We start from the raw sequence: 20,774 nt of genomic DNA on the forward strand, positions 1-20,774 counted from the left end.
CCGTTCGCCATCACTGGCTTACTTAGCATTTTGAAGGAACAGACCATGAGCTTTACCGATCACATCATCGCCTTTTTGCAAAACGGCGGCCCGTTTATCTACCCCATCGCCCTAGTCCTGGTGGTCGGCTTAGCCATTACCATCGAACGCTGGCTCTATTTATCCTCGGCCCAGCGCACCAACCGCAAAGCCTTTGCGCTGATCCAGCAGGCCCTGAAAAGTGGTGACGTCAACGCCATCAGTAAACACGCCGCCAGCAACAAAGCCCCAGTATTTGATGTGCTGCAATCGGGCATTGTTCGTTTAGATAACGCCAAGCGCCGCGAAGATGTGGAGTACGCCATGGAAGAAACCATCATGGAATACATGCTGCGCTTGGAAAAACGCACCCCGTTTATCGCGACGCTGGCCAACATCGCCACGTTGCTGGGGCTGTTGGGCACCATCATGGGATTGATCGCCGCGTTTTCCGCCGTGGCCAGTGCCGATCCGGCTGAGAAAGCCAATCTGCTGTCTTCCAGCATCTCGGTGGCGATGAACACCACCGCCTTCGGCTTGATCACTGCCATCCCACTGATCTTGTTCCATTCCAACTTGCAAAGCAAAACGGCGACCATCGTCGATTCAATCGAGATGGCAGGCATTAAGCTGCTGAACTCGCTGTCGTTCAATCACGATGCCAACCGAGGTTAATCATGAGACGCCGTCGCCTCCGAAACCGCGGAGACGCAGAGCTCGACATCACGTCATTTATGAACCTAATGATTGTGTTGGTGCCAGTGTTGCTACTGAGCTTGGTGTTTTCTCAGGTACGGATTTTAAATCTACAGCTGCCGGTGCTGGCGGATGCCGCCAATCCCGACAACATCGACGAGCCCCAGGTACTGGAGCTGGTGATCACCCCACAACAGCTCAGCCTTAACTACCCCGCGGGCGTGCCCTTAAAACAGTTTGCCGTGGGCCAAGATGGCTATGACTTCGCCGCATTGTCGCTCTATCTGCAGGATCTCAAATTGACCTTTCAACAGCAGCAGATCGACAAGAGCGACATCGTGATTCTGCTCGACGATAACGTCGACTACCAAACCATTGTTTCCGCCATGGATACGGTGCGTTCCTTTAAAGCGGTGGTTGCTGCCAATTTGGTTGATGCCGAACTGTTTCCACTGATCTCCTTGGGGCAAGCCCCACAGGACGCGCCAACGGCGGTATCGGATAGCAACGCAGGAGCGCAGCTATGAAACAGTCAGCCAGAGCCAAGCGCTTGGGGAAGCATCATGCCCGCCTCAAACAAGCCAGCAAACTGAACCTCGTCGCCTTAATGGACATCTTTACCATCTTGGTGTTCTTTCTGATCGTCAACCAGTCGGAAGTGCGGGTATTGCAAAACATCGACCAACTGGCGTTGCCGATCTCGGTGGCTGAAAAGCTGCCCGTCGACAACTTAGTGGTTACGGTGTTGCCGCAAACCGTGCTGGTGCAGGAACGCGCCGTTTGGCAAGGGGATCAGCAATCGCTGCAACACAACGACGACTTTGTTACCGCGTTGCAAAACGAGCTGAACTACCACGCCAACAAACGACCCGAACTTACCGAGACGGAACAACAAAAGGGGCGCGGCATCACCATTATTGGCGATGCATCCACCCCTTACGTGGTGCTGAAGCAGATAATGGCCGCTTGTGCCCAAAGCGGTTACCGCGACATGAGCCTGGCCGTAGAGCAGCGCAGCCGCGCCGCAGGAGAGGGCTAACATGAGCAGCAGTGCCCTACTCCATCCTCATGCTCTGGCGAGCGCCTTTGCTGGCGAGCGCGATCCGTTCCAGCCCAGCGGCCAAGATCGGCTGTTTAAACTGGTGCTATCGGCGTTACTGGCAGCGTACTTAGTGATTGCGATAATTGTGCCCAGCTTGGAACAGGTTGAACTGCCACGGGAAGTAAAAGAACAACTGCCGCCACAGTTAGCCAAAATCATGCTGGAGAAAAAACAGTTGCCGCCACCGGAGCAGAAAAAACCGCAGCCCAAACCGGAGCCTGAACCAGAGCTTGAGAAATCCGAGCCGAAACCTGAGCCCAAACCAGAGCCCGTGGTAACCCCAAGGCAAAACGCCAAAGAAACAGCCCAAAACGCCGGCTTAGCGGCGATGAAGGACGAGTTGTTCTCGATGCGCGAAGCCTTAGATCTGTCTGCCAGTAGCGCCCCGTTACAGCAAGGGGAAAACGTGGAGGCCAAAGTACAGCGCAACCTGTTGGGAGCCAAAGCCAGCGCCCAAAGTGCCCAGCTCGCCAAAGCAAACATCGCCCCAACTGTCGCTTCAGCCGAGATCAGCCGCAACGCCACCCAGCAGGTGCGCTTAGCCGAAGAGGAGGTATTGGCTGCCAGCGGTGGAGAGTCAGAGCAGCGCAACTTACAAAGCAGCGGTGGTCAACGTTCTGAAATGGCATTACGGCGCACGCTGGAAGCCAACAAGTCTCGGCTGTACGCCATGTACAACCGCGCCTTACGCAAAGATCCGCTGCTGCAAGGCAAGGTGATGTTTGAAATTGAGATCCAAGCCGATGGCCAAGTCAGTCAGGTGAAGATCCAATCGAGCGAACTGGCTAACCCGAAGCTCGAGCGACAACTGCTGTTGGTGCTGCGCTCTATCCGTTTCCCGGCTGAGTCGGTCGATGCGATGACCACCATCTGGGCCATCGACTTCCTGCCAAGCTAACCATTACCGGATCTGCGCTTTACATCAAAACGCCTCCTTTCGGAGGCGTTTTTCTTTTTCGCAGATCACTGTATAGCCCGTTCTAGCACGGCTACTGCGGGTGTGATGTCCGTTAGTATTTACCGTAGTGGCATGGTTGGATTCAGGCCATCACACCACAAATGTATGTAGGCAACATTTCCAATAATATGCCTAACTGTATCAATAACGAGTTGGCGGATGCAGCGCTTCACCCCAGCTCGGTATAAAAAGCGCCGACAAAGCCGACGAAGTCGCTGACATTTTCATTGGATCCGCTATCATACGGGCCTTTCCACAAGACTTGAGTTTTACCATGACTGACGCGATTCAAATCCCAGCAGAGCTGCAACAGGTTCTGAGCTTTATGAAAGCTGCTCCAGAGCAGCACGAAGGTGTATTAACCATCTACAACGCCGTTGAAGCGCCTTTGCGTGCAGAGTGGGACAAACTGCCTACCAGTGCCCACAAGGTGGTTGAGTCGTTCCAGCAGTTCCAAGCCGTTGTGTCTTACACCTTGGTTGGCCCATGTGCAGAGCTGCTGCAGATGATCGAGAAAACCAACGAAGGCGACGACAAGGCCGACGAGCAACAAGCTGACGCATTGATGCAGCAACTGTTTGCCCAAGGCATCAAGATGATGATTAAAGATCTGAAAGCCGCACGTCGCGACATGCCACTGCGTAACGAACTGATTGCGCCGTTTCGCGGCTAAGGGTTAATTACCCACATCAGTTGAAGGAGCTTAACTGGGCGAACAGAAGCCTAAGTAAGCTCCTTTTTTTATGGCTGCTTTTCCACATGCGTCAGCACTGATCGGCACCATTCGTTACCGTTAATCACGGTCAGGCTTCGTGCCGCCATCGCGGCCCATCTCAACTCGGCCGCGCTCAATAAGTTCAGTTTTTGCGTCAGCCACTCAGCCAAGTGCAACCAAGGCAAGCCTCTTAACTCATCCAACTATCGATTAAAAATGCCATGTCGCACGCCGCTATCGGCAAGGCGGAACAGGCGCTTGCTTCGCTGCCATTGAGCACGCGTAAGCCGACGCGCATTTCCTTAGGCAGCCTTGTTTTGCTTGCCTCGCGTCGGTCTTTGCCCTCAACAACCCTTGCCTATTTCTATCACAAAAGTAAGCATCCAGACGATTCACTCGCCACAGGCAAACTGGCACGGCAAGCGCATCGAGCGAACTACGTCAAAATCGGTTCCAGTCACCCACACGGTGCCAAATGAAGAGGGAAAGGCTTGCAATCGACAGCCAACAAAAATGAGAAAACCATAAGCCCCATAATATTGAGCAGAAACCCCATAAAAATACCAATGTTACACCATTGGTTACAGCATGAAATTAGCTCGATTGGCGCAGATTGGTGAGGTACTGTTGCCACTGCTCTGCGGCTACGGTGAACTGAGCCTGTGGTAACAAGCTAAAGTGGCTGTCTTGGATGGGATGCCCAACTTGCCCAATTACGCTTCCCTGCTGTTGGTGCCATTGCAGCCCAAAGCGAATGATTTTTCCAGCTGTGAACTGATTAGGCAACTGAAGGTGGGTGCGTAAGGCGGCCAACAATTGGCTAGGATAATGGATCGGCATGGGTTTGTGGCGCTGCTTAGTGGCACAAAAAACCCAAGGCTGATCCGCTCGACTCTGGCGGCGACGCTGCTCAAGTAAGGCCAATGCGGCTGTCGATAACGGCAACCACTGCACCTGCTTTTTACTGCCAACAAAACGGATGCTCTGCCGTTGCCAATCAATATGCTGCCACTGCAATCGACACAAAATAGAGAACGGCGCCATCGTTCCCAGCTGTAACATCAACAGCGCTTTTACGTCTTCATTTATCGGCAAGCCAACCAGAGCTTTGAGGTAGCGCCCCACATCCGCGGCAAAGAGTGGCGTTTGCATTACCGCAACGCGACTGATGCTGATCCCTTCCGTTGGGTTAGCCAAGCTTGGTGCCAGCCACGGTAAACTGCTGTCGTGATAATCGGTTTTGCCCCGTGCCACGTCATAAAGGTGGCGCAGTATCGATAACGCCTTCTCTTTGGCTCGCTGGCCGTGGCCGCCTTTTGCAATGGCCACTTGCTCAACGTGGCTCAAGATCTGCTCGATATGATCAGAATTTAGCGCCGCCGCATCGAGGCCACCAAAGCGATCATCCAACTGCCGTTCCAGCAGCCGCTGTTCTCGTTGCCATTCATTGCGATGATGACGGGCGTAGTTAAGGTAATCAGCCACCAATTGACCGACGGAATAGCTCACCACAGCATCGCTGGGCTCTGCGTGAGGCTGCCGCTGCTGCGCCCAGGCGGCACGCGCTTGCTGCACCGTCATCTGTGGGTAGTAACCAAGCGTTCGCTGTTTGGTTGAGCGGCTGCCTGTGGGGGTATAACGATAGATCCAACGCCGCGACTGCTTACCCACTTTAAACACTAGCCCAGGAAAGTTGGGATCCGACAGATCGGCACTCGCTTTGCTATAAAGCTGATCGTTAAACTCATCCCTTGGCTCAATTTCAGCGCGAGCGTGCTTAATGATCTCGGCAATGCGCCCTCTTACTCCGGTTGCTAAGCACTGCTCAAGTAAGAATAAAACCTGCTGTTTTGGTGGCAACTTTTCCATGTTTACCGCTCTATACTCTGACCTATTCCGATCCTTTCAGATCAAGTTGACAAAGCAAAGCGCAAATCACACAAATAACTGCAGGAATGGCTTGCGTCGCTGCCACGGATCGGTAACGATCCGCACAAATCACTAGTGGAGCGAAACATGTCCGACGTTGAAACTAACCTGGCAGACTTTATCAAAGCGGTAACTGAGTCTGGCCACATTTGGGTGTTGAGCGCCGACAGCGAATACGTTGTTGTTGATTCCATCGAATTTGAAGCAACTGACGTAATGCCGTTGTTCTCCACCGAAGCCGCAGCAAAAGCCCTGTGCATTGACGACTGGGCCGATTACTCCGTTGCCTCTATCAGCATTGATGACTTCTTTGAAGAGTGGCTGCCTAGCCTAGATGAAGACGGTGTCCGCGTTGGTCTGGATTGGAACTCCGATCTGACCGGCGGAGAGATGGATCCCTTTACCTTAGCCAAGGCGTTAGCCGACAGCGAAAGCGAGTAATTAAATCGCCGACCTAAAAAGCCGCTTTGATGCGGCTTTTTTTATACCGGTGTTAAAGCACACAGAATGCCTAGGAGGGCAGATGGATCGTCAACTGCATATCACCAATGGCGATTCCGCGGTTAGCCTCTTGCAGGCTGGTGGGATCCGTGGCCAGCTCCTGCCGTGGCGAGATGTGTTGCACGAAGGTCCGGTACATACCGCCTTATCGTTGCCACAGCTATCGCATCAACGGGCGCACTTCTTAGCGCAATTAGGCTTTGCCGATGCGAAAACCCTAGAACTGGATTTTGGCCAACGGGATCAACACCTATTCAATGCCAATGACTATGCAACAATTACCCTGTGGTTTGAGCATGATCTATACGATCAGTTACAGCTGTTGCAGCTGCTGGCTTGGTTTTACCAATATCCACACCAGCAATTATTGCTAGTGCAGACCGATGATCACCTTTGCCATCACGCGCCAGCCCAGGTAAAACCGTTGCAGCAAAGTGCCACCGTGGTAACCACTGAGCAATTGCAACTGGCCAATGCGGCTTGGCAAGCCTTTGGTCAGAGCACACCACAACCGTGGCTTCGCTTTTGCCGACAACCCTCGCCGTTGCTGCCCCATTTAGACGCTGCCTTTGAACGCTTACTGCAAGAGCTGCCCAGCGCCAGCAATGGCCTCAGTCGCACCATGCAGCAGGCATTAAGCTGCATTGATGCTGGCGTCGATCAGTGTGCAACCCTTTTTAGGCGTTACCACCACAGCGAAAGTGCGGCGTTCATGGGGGATAGCATTTTTTGGCTGCAGCTAGAGCGTTTGCGCCAATGCAACCAACCGGCTTTGATCTCGTTTGATGGCCAAGTGTGTGGCAGTTCACCGCAACAGAAACTGGCCTTAACCGCTTATGGCCGCGCCTTGATCCACGGCCGCCGGCACTTGCTCGACGCGCCGCCGCCCCCCTACTCTTTAGGAGGGGTAACACTTCAGCCCGGAAATTATTGGGTCTGGGATCACGCAGCAAAACGACTGAGTCGATACTAAGCGCAGAGTCTCCTCTCCCTGTCGCGACTTGCTACAGATACGCAAAAGGCTCACCGTTTTGGTGAGCCTTCCTAAAGAAATGGCAAAGAGGCCGGTTTGGAACGTAACAAGGCCACTCGCTGTTGTGGCATCAACAGTATGGTCGTCACTCGCTGCGCTTCTTGCAACCCCGGAACTAGGGCCATGCACCCTATCTCTACAACACATTTTGGCGCAGATACGAAAAAGGCTTCCCGTTTGGGAAGCCTTTTCGAAATATGGCGGAGGGATAGGGATTTGAACCCTAGAGGAGCTATTAACCCCTGCCGGTTTTCAAGACCGGTGCATTCGACCACTCTGCCATCCCTCCGACGCCGCGAATAATAGAGTTTCGCTGTGGTGCTGTAAAGGGCTTTAATTCTGTTTGCCGCAACTTTATTCAAGTTGATGACTAAGGCAACAATTCTTGCTTAGGTATTGATCCGCAGCTCGTAGCCAGCACCGTAATGGGTCAGGATCACCCCAGGATCGATGTCGACTTGGCGCATTTTGGCGCGGATCCGAGCGATCAACACATCCAAGGTGCGATCGTTATAGCGCCAATCGGCTTTGTCTAACAATTGCCACAACACATTACGCTTAACCACTTTATTGCAGGAGTTACACAACGCCGCCATGATCTGAGCTTCATTACGAGACAAGCGTACCCAGGCACCATCTTTGCGGATCAACCGAAAGCTTTGCTGTTCAAAGAACCACTCGCTTTCAGCTGAATACTCGGCCAAGCCTTTCGCTTGCAGCCGCATCATCATCCTTTGGCTAAGGTTTCGACAGCCCCACAACACCTCTTCCGTTGAACTGTTTGGTGCAAGTACCAGATCGGCCCCCGCCCGCCAGCAGGTGATGCGACCAGTTGCAAAGTCTGATGAGGAGATCACCACCACCACCGCATTGCCCGCGTTATCAATGCGATTGCACAGATCCGAGGCCGGCAACCCCGCTTCAGAAGCTTCGATCAACACCACACTAAACGGGTGTTGCTCAACAATGGTTGAGACCTCAGCCGATGAGTTCACCGTCATCACTTCGAATTCGGTGTTGCTGATTAAGCTATTAAGCCCTTGCTGACGATGATTGGGCACTAAAGCAATTAGGGGAATGGCGTACGATGTTGTGCGTGCGCTTTGGGGTTGTGGTTGGTTCATGTTGGCTCCCTCCAAGCAAAGCGTTTGTTTGCTCCATGACTGATACACAAGCAAACGCAGCCACCCAGGGGGTAGGCTCATAAATAACCACTATGAACCTAGGTTTTTCTAAAAAAAACGCCCCGATATCGGGGCGTTTTCGGTAACTCATTAATACGTAATGATCACCCGAGGCGGGTGAACAAAACCGCCTTGTACGTTGTTGTTGTCACCGCCAAATGACTTCAACTTGGCCGAGCTGTTCGGCAACATAAAGGAGATGCCGCTGTTGCTCAGCTCTAACTGCTCTTTCAGTGGTTCGGCATTGCTGCTGAACATGGCAAAGTTCAGGTAGAACGATTCCACATTGGCGATGTTCTCAATGCCGGTTTGCTGGAAATCAGGCAACTCAACAAAATCACCATTGGTTTCGATCTTCGCTAACTTGATCCCTGCCTGAGCCATCTGCTCTTGATCAAAACTCAAGGTCCATTGCAGTTGATCAAGCCGTTCAAACCCCACTAAGCGGATCTGAAATTGCATCTGACTGAACACTTGGCCATTGGCTGATTGCGACGGGGCCTGCACTTCCAACGCCATCTCTGGATCGAGCGCCATTGGGAACGAGTTAACAATGATCTCGCCGTTGTTATTGAGCAGGGTCATCGGGATTGCGTAATAACGATTCATACTGAACTACTTCCTTATAGTTGTGCTTTATGTTGCTTTAACTGTGAATATTGGCTGTCTCGCACCAGCTCTGAAAATACCGGATATTGCTCAATTTGCTGCAAATTGAGGTTGTACTTTAGCCCTTGCTCGAGCCAATCCATCGCTTGTTGGCGCTGCCCCAACAACTCGTGCAGCTCCACCAATAAAAAATAATTAAGCTGTTCTGCTCCCAACGAAACAAGCATCTCATCACGAAAACGCAATGCATTGCCTTCATCACCTAAATAGGCGTAATAGAGTGCCATTGCTTCGATGTTCGCGCTGTTTGACGGGGCGCTTTGATACAGCATCAAGCTTTTGCTGATCGCTCGCTGAAACCAAGGCCGATAGTTGTCCGGCTCGGTTGGGGTATGAAAGTAGTTGGCCAACGCTAAGCCACCAAGACAAGCCATGTGATCAGCAGACAGTGCTTGAGCGGCGGTAAAATATTCAATCGCTTCAAGGTAGTTGCTGTTGGCCATGTGCAAGGCGGCTAAGTTGTAGTTGGCTTCATAACTTGGTTTGATCGCTAAGATCTGCAGTAACGTTTGCTCTGCCTCGTCGTAACGCCCTTGGCTTTGATAGATCGCCACCATATTCGATTTCAGCTTTACGTCGTTTGGCAGCAGCCGTGCTGCTAATTCGAAGTTGTTCAAGGCACCGACATAATCTTGCATCATGTCCGAGGCCACGCCTTTGAGGTTGTACACCCGCCAATCGTAAGGGGCAACTTGTTCGTATTCATTCAACAAACGCATCACTTCAGACAGGTTTTTCACCCGCAGGTTAATCTTCACCAAGCCGTAGTAGATGTCGGTGTGATTTGGGTACAACTCTCTTGCCATCAAGAAGGCAGCAATGGCGGAGCCAAACTCCCCTTTCTCACTGTAGATGTTGCCCATCTCGAGATAGGCTTCCAACAGTTTGCTGTTCTTAGCTAACACTCGGTTAATCAACCGAATGGCGTTATCCAAATCTTTGGGCTGTTCACTAAGCTGATAGCGCATGCGGCTTACCGTTGCTAACCCAAGTTCACTCAGTGGATTGGCTTCCACCTGCAGCGATTGCTGATAAAGTTGCTCGGCTTTATCAAGCCGTTCTCGTTTATGCTCTAGCGTGGCATTGAATTGGCGCAGTTCCGCCTTGGCCATCAAGTGCAGTTGATACGCTTCCACGCTGGCAAACGCCGATTGATTTGAGATCACCGCCTTGGAAACTTGCTCAACCCCAAGCATTAACCCCAATTGGCTCTGTACATCACGGGCCATCATGTTGACTTGCTCTGTGGGGTAATGTTCATCCCACGTCGCCAAGGTTTTATTGTTGTTCGTGAGCCTGAGTTGGGCTTGATAGCCGTGATCGGACTGACCAATCTCGATACGTATATCAACGTTATCGCCCGCAATGGGTTGCTGCTCGGTTTCAATCCCTAAATAACTGATCCGAGCCGAGCTGGCATCGACCCCTTTCATCCAATTACTCAGCTCAGACTCAACGCTGTATTGCATTGGGTTGTCCGACTGAACCGCGCTGATCACCACCTTCTTATGAGTCGGCATCGGCGCGGGGATCGATTGCCACACACCGACGGCAGCGGTCGCCATCACCACCACAGATGCCGCAGCAATGTAACGCCAATTCAGCTGCGGTTGACCCATGCGCTCGTTAAATTTTTTCGGCGTGATTTTCTGCGATAACGTCAGTCGCTGCTTGGGTTCGATGCACAACAGTGCTCGCAACGATTCAAACAGCCACTGCTGGCCACGTTGCTTACTTACTGCGGGGTTTTGCGCCCACACAAAGGCGTTCACTTTATCCATCCAGCCCAGATGCTGGGCAAGGTTCATTAACACCACACCCGCCGACCAATAATCGGTGGCCGCCGTCAACTCTTCATGGCGGATCTGCTCTGGGCTCATGTAGCTGGTGGTGCCGATGTTGCTTCCTTGCTCATCAACGTCCGCCACCACAGCCGCACCAAAATCTAAGATCCGCAGGCTGTTATCTTCCAACACCATGATGTTACTCGGCTTGATATCACGGTGGATCACTTGATGCTTGTGGGCGCAGCGTAACCCGCTTAACAGCTGGTGCAACCACGGTAGGATCAACTCCGACTTGATCTCGTTGTCATCAAGTAGCTGTTGCAGGGTTTTGCCACGGTAATAGGCCATGACAATCACATCTTGGCCTAACTCGGTTTTCGTGATCTCATAGATGGTGCCGATGGCAGGGTGTTCTAACTTACTGGCTAAACGTGCCTCAGACAGCAGTTGCTCACGGCCAGATTCTGATAATGAATTGGCCGGCGCCACCAATTTAAGGGCAACGTCGCGGTGCAGGTTTTGATCAAAAGCGCGGTACACCACCCCCATGCCACCACGACCAATAACATCATCAACGCGATAGTTATCTATGGTGGAGCCCACAAGGTTAAAGGCGTCTTGCTGTTCTTCTTCATCCAGACCAAACAGATCAGCCGTAAATGAAGAAAAATAATCTTGGCCCGAGACCGTCGTATCCAGCAGCTGCCGCAACTCATCGGCTTGCTCACTCGGCAAGCGTTGCAACCATTGATCGCGGTGCGACGGCGCTAAGCTCAGCGCTTGTTCGTACAAGCTTTTAAGCTGTTGAGATTTGTCCATCCCGTCAATCACATCCTTTTGCTTCAATTGCGGGTGATATTTTTATATAGCCACGCTTGTGCAAAGGCCCAGTCGCGCTTAACCGTAGCAACCGAGACACCAATCGCATCGGCGGTTTCAGCCAAAGTTAAGCCACCAAAAATACGGTACACCGCCACGTCGTGTTCGCGCTGGTAGTGCTGCTCAAACCGTTTTAGGGCATCGTCGATTTCCGCGATCTGATCCAGCTGCGACTCACCAATAAACTGGCTAAGATCCACCCCTTCACTGTCGCGTTTACCCGCTTGTTTCTGACGCAAGTAATCAATCAGCACATGCCGCATCGCCTTACTGGCTGCGGCAAGAAAGTGACCTTCATCATTGTACTGGTACTTACCGGCGGCAAACTTAGCATAAGCTTCATGGATCAACGCCCGAGAATCTAACGTCGCACAATATGGCAAACGGCTTTTTACTGAGCGCGCACGCTGCCGCAGTTGCTGATAGAGCAACACCGCCATCTTCTCGCCGTTATAACCCGATGCAGCCGGTTTCGAACCGGTTACTTTGCTTAAGTCACTCATTGTTATACCAAGCCCTAACGATCCTTGTTTACTAACGCGATAACATTCTGACAACAACCCAAGCGGAGTTAAAGGATTATTTTAACTGTCTATTTGGCGGCGAAAATACAATCACCCGTTTTGCCTAGGTGAGATCAGAATAACATTCTGAAAACACCGGGGTAGACTTTATGAGAACTAGCTCATACATTTCGGCAGTTATTCCATTCATCGGAATGTGAGTACGAACGACAACATTCCCATTTTGAGGTAGTCCCCATGATCCACGTTTTTGGTCACCAAAGCCCAGACAGCGATAGCATCTGCAGCGCCGTCATTGCCGCCCACTGGCTAAACCATCGCGGCTTTGATGCCCACGCCTTCCGTCCTGGTGAAGCCAGCCGTGAAACCCAGTTTATTTTCGACGCTGCTGGGCTTGAGCTGCCGCCATTGCTGGATAAGCCTTTAAAGGGTGAAAAGGTGTACTTGGTGGATTACTGCGAGCAGGAGCAAGGCCCTGAGGATCTGCCAGAAGCAAAAATCGTTGGCTTGGTTGATCATCATCGCCTAGGCACCTTACAAAGCACCGGCCCACTGGAAGCCTGGATGATGCCGCTGGGCTCTACCGCGTCCGTTTTGCACGAGCTTTACCAGATCCACGGTGCCGAGCTCACCCAGCCGTTGGCGGTACTGATGTTAGCGGCACTGCTGTCGGACACCGTTGGCCTGAAATCCCCAACCACAACCCCACGGGATGTGGAGCTGGTGAGCCTGATTGCTCCTATTGCTGCCGTAGATGTAGAGCAGTTCACTGCCGATCTGCTGGTTGCTAAAACCGATCTGAACGGCCTAAATGTGACTGAACTGCTGAACAAAGACGTGAAAAGTTTTGAGTTTGGCGGTAAAGCCCTGACCGTTGGCCAACTTGAGCTGGCTGATTTTAGCCAAACCGACGATCTGGTTGACGAACTGCAAGCGGGCTTAGAGCAAGTTGTTGCTGATAACGGCAAAGACGTAGCAGTGCTGATGCTGACCAACATCCGCAGCGAGCAAACTCGTCTGCTGGTGGCTGGCTCTGCTGCAGCCATGTTGCGTGATGCCAAAGATGGCGACATGGTCTTTGAGAACTGCCTCAGCCGTAAGAAGCAGATGCTGCCTTGGCTTAATGGTGTATTTACCGCCTAAATGGCCCGGTAACCGCCAGATAACGATCCCCGCCAATTGGTGGGGATTTTTTTATCGCGCGAACCTGCCCAACCACAAGCGCAACTGGCACTCACCGAATTTCCCTGTAATACTGACCCCAAATATGTATGTAGGCATCTTTTCGCCATGAGCCCTATCGACGAACAACAAAAGCTGCAACTGCAGCGGCTGTATCAACACAGCGCCCAAGCCCGAGAAGATCTGCTGCAACGTTTGCAGCAGCATGCGCCAGCACAGGTGCAGCTGTTTCAGTTACCCAAAGCCCTGCAAACTCGGCCTTTGCATCGGTTTGACCAGATTGAAGTCACTCCTCTGTCTGGCAGCGTGGCTCAGCAGCCCACCCTCAATGCACTGCACGATCTCCATCGTCACGGCGACGATCTCCAAAGCCAACGAGTTCGCCGTTACCCCGGCATTGTTCGCTATCACAATGACATCGGCCTGATGCAGGCACAGCAACAACTGCAACACAGCATTGATGCCTTTAAAGCCCAGCTGCACCAAGACACCGAACGCTTTAGCAACAAGCAAGATCTGCGCTTCAAATTACTGCACGAGATCGCCCCTAATTTGATCACCATGCACTACTATCGAGCGCCAATGGTACTCAGCCAACCCGTTAGGCGGATCCGCTTCGGTTGGGTTGCCAAACGCATCGTGGCGAAAATTAACAAGGCCGACATTTTAGCGCGCCTGAACAACAGCCTAACCACCCCGGGGAAAGTGATCGCCGACATGCCCGCTTGGCGTCAAAGCGTTGAACAGGAATACCGCGCCATCGACAGCTTGCCAGCATCGGTGCAGCTGCGCATCGATCGCGAAGGCGGCCTGCGCCCCACCGCCTTTATTCAATATAGCCACGGCGGCCGCAGCCAATGCCCGGCCAACTTACCGCTGTTATTACAGCAAGCACAGCCGCTGGAGGTTGCCCCGCTGCCCAACTGGCAACAAAGCAGTTACCCCAGCGCCAAAGGGGAATTGCTGATCCCACGCCTGCATCTATACCGCCTCAACTGATTGCTGCTGAAAATGCCACAAGCGCGCATAGGCACCGTTCGCGGCTAACAGCTGAGGATGCTGCCCTTGCTCAACAATTTCGCCGTTATCAACCACCAAAATAATATCGGCATCCACAATGGTTGAGAGCCGATGGGCGATCACTAAGGTGGTTTGACGGCGAGAGACCTCTGCCAGTGCCGTTAATATGCTTTGTTCGGAATGACTGTCGAGCGACGACGTGGCCTCATCAAAAATCATGATTTGCGGATTTTTTAGTACCGCCCGAGCAATGGCCACCCGCTGTTTTTCGCCCCCAGAGAGTTTCAGCCCACGTTCGCCCACTTGGGTGTGCACCCCATCGGGTAAGCTGCTAATAAACTCATCCAGATGGGCGACTTGCAGCGCTTGCATCACTTCATCATCACTGGCTTGCAAGCGGCCATAACGCACGTTTTCTAAGATTGACTGATTAAACAACACCGTATCTTGGGGCACCACCCCTATCGCTTTACGCAACGAATGCTGGCTGACGTCGCGCACGTCTTGGCCATCAATCAATACCTGCCCCTGATCAACCTCATAAAAACGCAGCAGCAGTTTTGAGATGGTGGACTTACCCGCACCACTGGCACCCACCAGAGCGATTTTCTGTTTTGGTTCGGCACAAAAACTTAAGGATTTCAGCACGGGGCGCTGCGGTTGATAACGAAACGCCACCTGCTTAAATTCCACCTTGCCTTGCTCACTGTTCAACTCTGGGGCATCCACTTTATCGGCGATGGCAGGGGTGATCGCCAGTAGCTCGAACATCTTTTCGATGTTGGCCATGCTGCCTTTCATCTCACGATAGACAAAGCCCAGAAACCCCAGCGGCATAAACACCTGCATCATAAAGGCGTTGATCAAGGCAAAATCCCCAAGGGTCATCTCTCCGGCAAGCACATCGATGGCGGCCAGTACCATCGCACTGGTCATGGCTGCGGCAATAATTAACGACTGGCCACCATTTAGCGCAAACAAACTAAGGCGGTTCTTACGGCGGGCCAACTCCCACTGAGCCAAGCCTTGATCATAAGCGTTGGCTTCATCGTGTTCATTGGCGAAATACTTAACGGTTTCGAAGTTAATCAGGCTGTCTACCGCTCGGGTGCTTGACGCCGACTCGGCTTCATTCATTTGTCGCACAAAGCCTGTGCGCCACTCGGTCGCCACCACCGAAAATCCAACATAGGCAAACACCGCCAGCGCCACAATCATGGCGTAACCCGCCTGGTAGTTATGCCACAGCAAGCCAATAACCAGCCCCACTTCCAGTAACGTTGGGCCGATATTGAACACCATAAAACGCATCAAAAAACTGATGCCTTTGACTCCGCGCTCAATTTCACGGGAGAGCCCGCCCGTTTGTCGATTCAGGTGAAACGCCAGATCCAGCTGATGCAGATGGCTAAACACTTTCAGGCCAATACGGCGCATCGCCCGTTCGGTCACTCGGCCAAACAGGGTGTCCCGCAGTTCGCCAAATAACACGTTAGCAAAGCGCACCGCGCCATAAGCCACCAACAGCGCCAACGGCAAGGCCACAATTTCCAGCTGCCGTTGACCATCAAGGTTGTCGATCACCCCTTTCAATAGGAAGGGCAACCCCACGCTGGCGACTTTTGCGGCCACCAAGCACAACAACGCCAAGCCAACTCGACCACGAAATTCCATAAGATAGGGCAACAAACTGCCCAAAGTACGCCAATTCACTTCGGAAAAATGAACGTGGGTGCGGCTACCGCGCATGCTACTGCTCCTGACACGAAGAATGCGGCCAATTTAGCATGTTTCATCTAATGGAAATGGGGAGTTACTGATTGAGCTAAAAAACAAAGGAAGGGATTCAGTACCGCAATACAGCGTAAGAGCAAGGGAAATGAGGGGGGTGGCCGCACCAGCACAACGATCAGGAAAGTACCGGTGCAGCCTAAACAGCAGCGAGCTTAGTGCAAAGACAGCTCGGAATCGCGATCCAGCGTAATTGAAGTCGACAATGACAGTCGGCTTTGCAGCACTGCGATTAACGCAATGAGGGAAAAACTGGCGATCCCACCCAACAACAGACCAGTCGCCATAACAGTGAGCACCACCGCCAACAGAAGTTGCAACAGCCCCACTTGGCGCAGTTCTAACTGTTGTTCAAACCGCCCCATGCAAAAAGCGCTGCGGCAGCCACTCCAAAAGGCCAATAAGGCAGGTAAAAGTAGCAACGTCATTGGCTTGCTCTCAATCAATCTTGAATAAGCCTACCTTAGCCACAAACGCAAATGAGAACAACTATTATTTGTATTGCTGTGCCATATATTGACCGGCATCCCGTTCTCAGCATCGATCGCTTGGGCTGTCACCAACACCTGGCCAGCTTGGCAGCGGCATAAACAGCCGATCCAGCTGCAGCGATGATTCCAATGCATCGGCCAGTCGGTCTATCCCCTGTTGCTGTAACTGTTTGGGATCAATGGCGCCGCCTTGCGTCATGCCCGCCCAGCGTAACAGCAGATCACAGGCCTCGGGCTGATCAAACACACCATGCAAGTACGTACCAAGCACATTGCCATCGCCACTGAGCGCCCCTTCCGCTACGCCATTAAGTTGCAACGGTTGCTGGCCATCGACGCGAGTTTGACCGGCGTGGATCTCGTAACCGCTAACGGCTTGCTGCTGGCCTAATAGCGTCACGGTGCCTTTGGCTTGGGTTAGGGTTTTCTCTGCCGCTAATTGCGTATGACACTCTAAATACCCTAAGCCGCTGCTTTGCCCTGCCTCGCCTTCAATGCCGGACGGATCGGCAATGGTTTGTCCCAGCATCTGAAAACCGCCACAGATCCCAATCAGCTTGCCACCAAAACGCAAATGACGGGCGATCTGTTGATCCCAGCCATGCTGCCTTAGCAACGCCAAGTCAGCACGCACCGATTTGGTGCCCGGAATGATGATCAGATCCGCCGCTGGCAACGGCTGCCCCGGCGGCACATAATGCAGTACAACATTAGGATGCAGCCGCAGGGCATCAAAATCGGTGTGGTTGCTTAAGCGAGTAAGCCCGGTGATCACTACAGTAAACTGCGCCTGCGCGTCGGTTTGGCTAACGTTAATGGCGTCTTCGGCTTCCAGATACAAACCATGCAAATAGGGGATCACCCCAAGCACTGGCACCCCGGTTTTCGCTTCTAGCCAATCCAGTCCCGACTGCAACAACGCCACATCGCCGCGAAAGCGGTTAATGATAAAGCCTTGCACCAATTGCTGTTCCGAAGGCGAAAGCAGCTCATAGGTGCCATACAGGTGCGCAAACACGCCACCACGGTCGATGTCAGCCACTATCACCACCGGACACTGCGCGGGCTCAGCAAACCCCATATTGGCGATGTCGCCTTCGCGCAAGTTGATCTCCGCTGGGCTGCCTGCCCCTTCTACTATCAGTGCTTGTTTATCGGCGCCCAGGCGCTCAAACGCGTTCAGCACCAATTGCAGCAACTGCGGCTTACATTGGTGATACGCCTGCGCGTCCATGTTGCGCCACACCTTGCCGGAAACAATCACTTGGGCGCCCACATCGGTGTTGGGCTTCAGCAACACCGGATTCATCTCTACCGAGGGCTCGATGCCTGCGGCCAGCGCTTGCACCGCTTGGGCACGACCAATCTCACCGCCATCAGCTGTTACGGCGCTATTCAGCGCCATGTTTTGCGATTTAAAAGGGGCGACTTTGATGCCGCGCCGCGCCAATACTCGGCACAGCCCAGCCACGATAACGCTTTTACCCGCATCGGATGTGGTGCCTTGCACCATCAGTTTAAACATGGTTTGGGTACTCGCTGTTACTCGCGGTAATACACTTGGCGAGCCTGATCGATGCGCTGGCAAATTTGCGCTAATCCATCCAGCGCGCGGGGGCCATTACGATGGACAAGATCGCCATCAATGGTGAGCTGCAACTGCTGTTTGATCGCAGGGATCTCTGGCCATTGTTGCCAAGGTTGGCTTTCGCTGTTGCTAAAGCCTTGGTGGGTGGGCTTTAAGATCAACTGCGGCGCGGCCACTAACACTTGCTCTACGCTCACTTGCGGATAATCCGCCAACGCGCTGGCAAACACATTACTGCCACCGCAGCTGCTCAGCATCTGCTCAATCCAGCCTCCAGCCACCGTGGTCAGTGGCTCGGGCCACACCTGATAAAACACCGTTACGGGCTGCCGTTGTTGGTAGCGTTGCAGTAACTGTTGCAGCCGCAATTGAAACTGCTCAGCCACTTGCTCACCTTGAGCCTTATGGCCGCTGATCGCCGCCAGCTGGCGCAACACCACGGGGATCTGCTCAAGTTGGCTCACGCTGGAATCGATCACCGGCACGCCCACCAGTGCTAACCGTTGCAACAACTCGGCATTGGTATCGGCTTTGGCCACCACCACCAGATCGGGCTGACTCAGTAACAACGCTTCCATGTCGATGTGGTTATACCGCCCCACTCTGGGGATCTGTGTCGCGGCAGGGGGATAATCGGCGTACTCCACCGTTGCCACAATCTGTTCGCCAGCCCCCACAGCAAACAACAGTTCAACCGAGCTGGGCGACATCGCCGCAATCCGCATCGGCGTTGATGTTGTCGTTGTTGTCGCTGTCGTTTTAGTTGTTGCTGCTGATGCTGGGGCAGCAACCGCCACGGTTACCGCGCTCAGCAGCGCCCACAACAGCACAAGTTGCTTCGTCATCTGTTATCCCTATCGATAAAGGCCAATGCCTTTAGCCCGCGCGCCGTTTAAGCAACAGCACGAGAAAAAATACGCTGCCAAGAATGGCGGTAACCACCCCAACGGGCAGTTCTTGTTGGGGCAGCAGTTGTCGCGCCAGCAGATCCACCCATACCATCATGATCCCGCCAAACAGCGCGGTAGTGATAATGGTGGCGCGACTGGCCGCGCCAATTAATAAGCGCACCATGTGCGGCACCATCAAGCCAACAAAGCCAATGCCACCGCAATAAGCCACCAACGACGCGGTCACCAATGCGGTCAGCAGCAGCATGCCCAGCCGCAATGGCACCACCGCAACGCCTTGGGTGTGGGCGCTTTCATCCCCCGCCATCAACGCTTGCAGGTGCCGCTGCCACAGCTGTACTGCCACCAGCGCCAACAACACCACCACTGCGGGGTAGATTAAGGTATCCCAACTGGCGCGAGCAAAGCTGCCAAGGCTCCAAAACAACACCGCCTGCATCGCTTGGGCGTCGCCAAAATAAAGCACCAAACTGGCCAGTGACGACAACAAGAACGATATTGCCACCCCAGCTAAAATCAGCCCTTCTACTTGGCCATCCCGCGCCATCACCATCACCACGGCCACCGCGATCAGCGAACCTAAAAAGGCAGCCAACGGCAAGCCAATGCCAGTAATGCCGCCGCTCAGCGCCAACACCGCCCCCAGCGATGCACCAGCGGAGATCCCAAACAAAAACGGATCCGCTAATGGGTTACGCGTAACGCTTTGCAGCACCGAGCCCGATAACGCCAGCCCGGCACCACACAACAACGCCAACAGCACCCGCGGCAAGCGCAGCTCAACCACAATCCGTTCCGCCACATTGGCTGGGGCCGCGCCAACCGCTTTGTGCCATAACGCCGCTGCTACCTGAGTTAACGACAGATCAGCACTGCCATAGGCGATGGCGATCAGCGGCGAGAAGACACCAGCAATGCACAACAGCAGCAATAGAGTGCGAGAGGAGACCAAACTCATGGTTGCTCCTGCTCTAAGGCAGTTTGCCACGGTTGATATTGATAGCGGATCTGCGGCCGGTGACTGTTGGATGGGCAATCAACCAAGGCATTAACCTGAAACACCGTTTTGATCATCTCGGGGGTGAGTACCTCGGCAGGGCTGCCATTCGCAATAAGCTGCCCCTGTTGCAGTAACAGCAGCCTATCGCAATAGGCTGCCGCTAAATTGAGATCGTGGATAGAGGCAATGACGGTGATCCCCAATGAACGAACCAGCTCTAACACCTCGATTTGATAGTGCACATCAAGGTGGTTAGTGGGTTCATCCAAGATCAGGATCTGCGGGCGCTGCAGCATCGCGCGCGCGATCAGCAACCGCTGTTGCTCGCCACCAGACAGGTGATCGTAACGCTGCTCGGCCAGATGGGACAGTTCCACCCGCGCTAACAGCGCATCAATCTGCTGTTGTTCACCACGGTCATTACTGCGTTGCCAAAAGCGCTGGTGTGCCAACAAGCCCGTTGCCATAAATTGGCGCACGGTCATGGCAAACCCCACCGGCGAGTGCTGCGTAACCACCGCAATGCGTTGCGCCAACTGCCGCTGGCTCAACACGGATAACGCTTGGCTGCCGATGTAGATGCTGCCACTGCTGGGTTTCAGGTAGCGGTATAAGCAACGCAATAAGGTTGACTTGCCCGCCCCATTTGGCCCCAATAAGCCGACAAATTCGCCCCGCTGTACCGCAAAGCTTATCTGTGCCAGCACCAGTTTTTCTGGGCAGGCCCAGCTTAACTCCGCCACCGAAATCGCAGGGCTGTCGTCCGCCGTTATGGGGGGCACAAGTTGCAGCATCA

At 53.3% G+C, this 20,774-nt stretch carries 20 protein-coding genes and 1 tRNA gene; 9 read left to right on the forward strand and 12 right to left on the reverse strand.

Annotated features, from left to right (window positions below; all coding sequences use genetic code 11):
• The first annotated feature begins 45 nt into the window (after nt 1–45).
• From Q0796_RS10565 to Q0796_RS10585, 5 genes are all read left to right on the forward strand, one after another.
• Nucleotides 46–693: a MotA/TolQ/ExbB proton channel family protein gene (locus tag Q0796_RS10565; RefSeq protein ID WP_298442751.1), complete on the forward strand. Its 648-nt coding sequence runs from the start codon at nt 46–48 to the stop codon at nt 691–693.
• Between the two features lie 2 nt (nt 694–695).
• Nucleotides 696–1,241, forward strand: coding sequence for a biopolymer transporter ExbD (locus Q0796_RS10570; protein WP_298442753.1), 546 nt, complete (start codon nt 696–698; stop codon nt 1,239–1,241).
• Nucleotides 1,238–1,753, forward strand: a complete 516-nt coding sequence (locus Q0796_RS10575; protein WP_298442756.1) for a biopolymer transporter ExbD — start codon at nt 1,238–1,240, stop codon at nt 1,751–1,753. Before Q0796_RS10570 ends, Q0796_RS10575 begins: the two co-directional genes overlap by 4 nt.
• Nucleotide 1,754: 1 nt before the next feature.
• Nucleotides 1,755–2,714 carry an AgmX/PglI C-terminal domain-containing protein gene (locus Q0796_RS10580; RefSeq protein WP_298442759.1) on the forward strand — a complete coding sequence of 320 codons (960 nt, stop codon included), beginning with the start codon at nt 1,755–1,757 and terminating at the stop codon, nt 2,712–2,714.
• 334 nt (nt 2,715–3,048) lie between these two features.
• Nucleotides 3,049–3,447: a DUF3069 domain-containing protein gene (locus Q0796_RS10585; RefSeq protein ID WP_298442761.1), complete on the forward strand. Its 399-nt coding sequence runs from the start codon at nt 3,049–3,051 to the stop codon at nt 3,445–3,447.
• 636 nt (nt 3,448–4,083) lie between these two features.
• On the opposite strand, the gene Q0796_RS10590 is transcribed toward Q0796_RS10585, so the two are convergent.
• Entirely contained in the window at nt 4,084–5,358 is a 1,275-nt protein-coding gene (locus Q0796_RS10590; RefSeq protein ID WP_298442764.1) for an integrase arm-type DNA-binding domain-containing protein, read from the reverse strand.
• 147 nt (nt 5,359–5,505) lie between these two features.
• Between Q0796_RS10590 and Q0796_RS10595 the strand changes: the two genes are divergently transcribed.
• Both Q0796_RS10595 and Q0796_RS10600 read left to right on the forward strand, forming a co-directional pair.
• Nucleotides 5,506–5,859: a DUF2750 domain-containing protein gene (locus Q0796_RS10595; protein WP_298442766.1), complete on the forward strand. Its 354-nt coding sequence runs from the start codon at nt 5,506–5,508 to the stop codon at nt 5,857–5,859.
• A gap of 82 nt (nt 5,860–5,941) precedes the next feature.
• The gene (locus Q0796_RS10600; RefSeq protein ID WP_298442768.1) at nt 5,942–6,892 is read left to right on the forward strand and encodes a DUF1835 domain-containing protein; all 951 of its coding nucleotides are present in this window, start codon (nt 5,942–5,944) and stop codon (nt 6,890–6,892) included.
• Nucleotides 6,893–7,150: 258 nt separating this feature from the next.
• Here Q0796_RS10600 and Q0796_RS10605 read toward each other — a convergent pair.
• The 5 genes from Q0796_RS10605 to Q0796_RS10625 all read right to left on the reverse strand — a co-directional run bounded on the left by Q0796_RS10605 (nt 7,151) and on the right by Q0796_RS10625 (nt 11,974).
• Nucleotides 7,151–7,241: transfer RNA gene (locus tag Q0796_RS10605), tRNA-Ser, on the reverse strand.
• Between the two features lie 100 nt (nt 7,242–7,341).
• Nucleotides 7,342–8,076 carry a winged helix-turn-helix domain-containing protein gene (locus Q0796_RS10610; RefSeq protein WP_298442772.1) on the reverse strand — a complete coding sequence of 245 codons (735 nt, stop codon included), beginning with the start codon at nt 8,074–8,076 and terminating at the stop codon, nt 7,342–7,344.
• Nucleotides 8,077–8,226: 150 nt separating this feature from the next.
• Nucleotides 8,227–8,745 (reverse strand): hypothetical protein, encoded by a 519-nt coding sequence (locus Q0796_RS10615; protein ID WP_298442775.1) that lies wholly within the window; start codon nt 8,743–8,745, stop codon nt 8,227–8,229.
• A 14-nt stretch (nt 8,746–8,759) separates the two neighbouring features.
• The gene (locus Q0796_RS10620) at nt 8,760–11,411 is read right to left on the reverse strand and encodes a serine/threonine-protein kinase (RefSeq protein ID WP_298442778.1); all 2,652 of its coding nucleotides are present in this window, start codon (nt 11,409–11,411) and stop codon (nt 8,760–8,762) included.
• A gap of 23 nt (nt 11,412–11,434) precedes the next feature.
• Complete coding sequence (locus Q0796_RS10625) at nt 11,435–11,974, reverse strand: ECF-type sigma factor (RefSeq protein ID WP_298442781.1); 540 nt, start codon at nt 11,972–11,974, stop codon at nt 11,435–11,437.
• Between the two features lie 258 nt (nt 11,975–12,232).
• Here Q0796_RS10625 and Q0796_RS10630 point away from each other — a divergent pair, with 258 nt between their 5' ends.
• Nucleotides 12,233–13,138 (forward strand): manganese-dependent inorganic pyrophosphatase, encoded by a 906-nt coding sequence (locus Q0796_RS10630; RefSeq protein ID WP_298442782.1) that lies wholly within the window; start codon nt 12,233–12,235, stop codon nt 13,136–13,138.
• 147 nt (nt 13,139–13,285) lie between these two features.
• On the forward strand, nt 13,286–14,176 hold the full coding sequence (locus tag Q0796_RS10635) for a DNA replication terminus site-binding protein (protein WP_298442783.1): 891 nt from the start codon (nt 13,286–13,288) through the stop codon (nt 14,174–14,176).
• Here the strand turns inward: Q0796_RS10635 and Q0796_RS10640 are convergent.
• The 6 genes from Q0796_RS10640 to Q0796_RS10665 all read right to left on the reverse strand — a co-directional run bounded on the left by Q0796_RS10640 (nt 14,159) and on the right by Q0796_RS10665 (nt 20,772).
• Nucleotides 14,159–15,946, reverse strand: a complete 1,788-nt coding sequence (locus tag Q0796_RS10640; protein ID WP_298442785.1) for an ABC transporter ATP-binding protein/permease — start codon at nt 15,944–15,946, stop codon at nt 14,159–14,161. The two genes, Q0796_RS10635 and Q0796_RS10640, sit on opposite strands and share 18 nt — an antisense overlap.
• A gap of 197 nt (nt 15,947–16,143) precedes the next feature.
• Nucleotides 16,144–16,416, reverse strand: coding sequence for a hypothetical protein (locus Q0796_RS10645; protein ID WP_298442788.1), 273 nt, complete (start codon nt 16,414–16,416; stop codon nt 16,144–16,146).
• 106 nt (nt 16,417–16,522) lie between these two features.
• Nucleotides 16,523–18,004 (reverse strand): cobyric acid synthase, encoded by a 1,482-nt coding sequence (locus Q0796_RS10650; protein WP_298442791.1) that lies wholly within the window; start codon nt 18,002–18,004, stop codon nt 16,523–16,525.
• Nucleotides 18,005–18,021: 17 nt separating this feature from the next.
• Nucleotides 18,022–18,912: a cobalamin-binding protein gene (locus Q0796_RS10655; protein WP_298442793.1), complete on the reverse strand. Its 891-nt coding sequence runs from the start codon at nt 18,910–18,912 to the stop codon at nt 18,022–18,024.
• 31 nt (nt 18,913–18,943) lie between these two features.
• Nucleotides 18,944–19,936 (reverse strand): iron ABC transporter permease, encoded by a 993-nt coding sequence (locus tag Q0796_RS10660; protein WP_298442795.1) that lies wholly within the window; start codon nt 19,934–19,936, stop codon nt 18,944–18,946.
• Entirely contained in the window at nt 19,933–20,772 is an 840-nt protein-coding gene (locus tag Q0796_RS10665; RefSeq protein WP_298442798.1) for an ABC transporter ATP-binding protein, read from the reverse strand. The genes Q0796_RS10660 and Q0796_RS10665 overlap by 4 nt, the downstream gene beginning before the upstream one ends.
• Between the last annotated feature and the right edge of the window lie 2 nt (nt 20,773–20,774).

Source organism: uncultured Ferrimonas sp., assembly GCF_947489035.1.
Classification (GTDB): Bacteria; Pseudomonadota; Gammaproteobacteria; order Enterobacterales; family Shewanellaceae; genus Ferrimonas.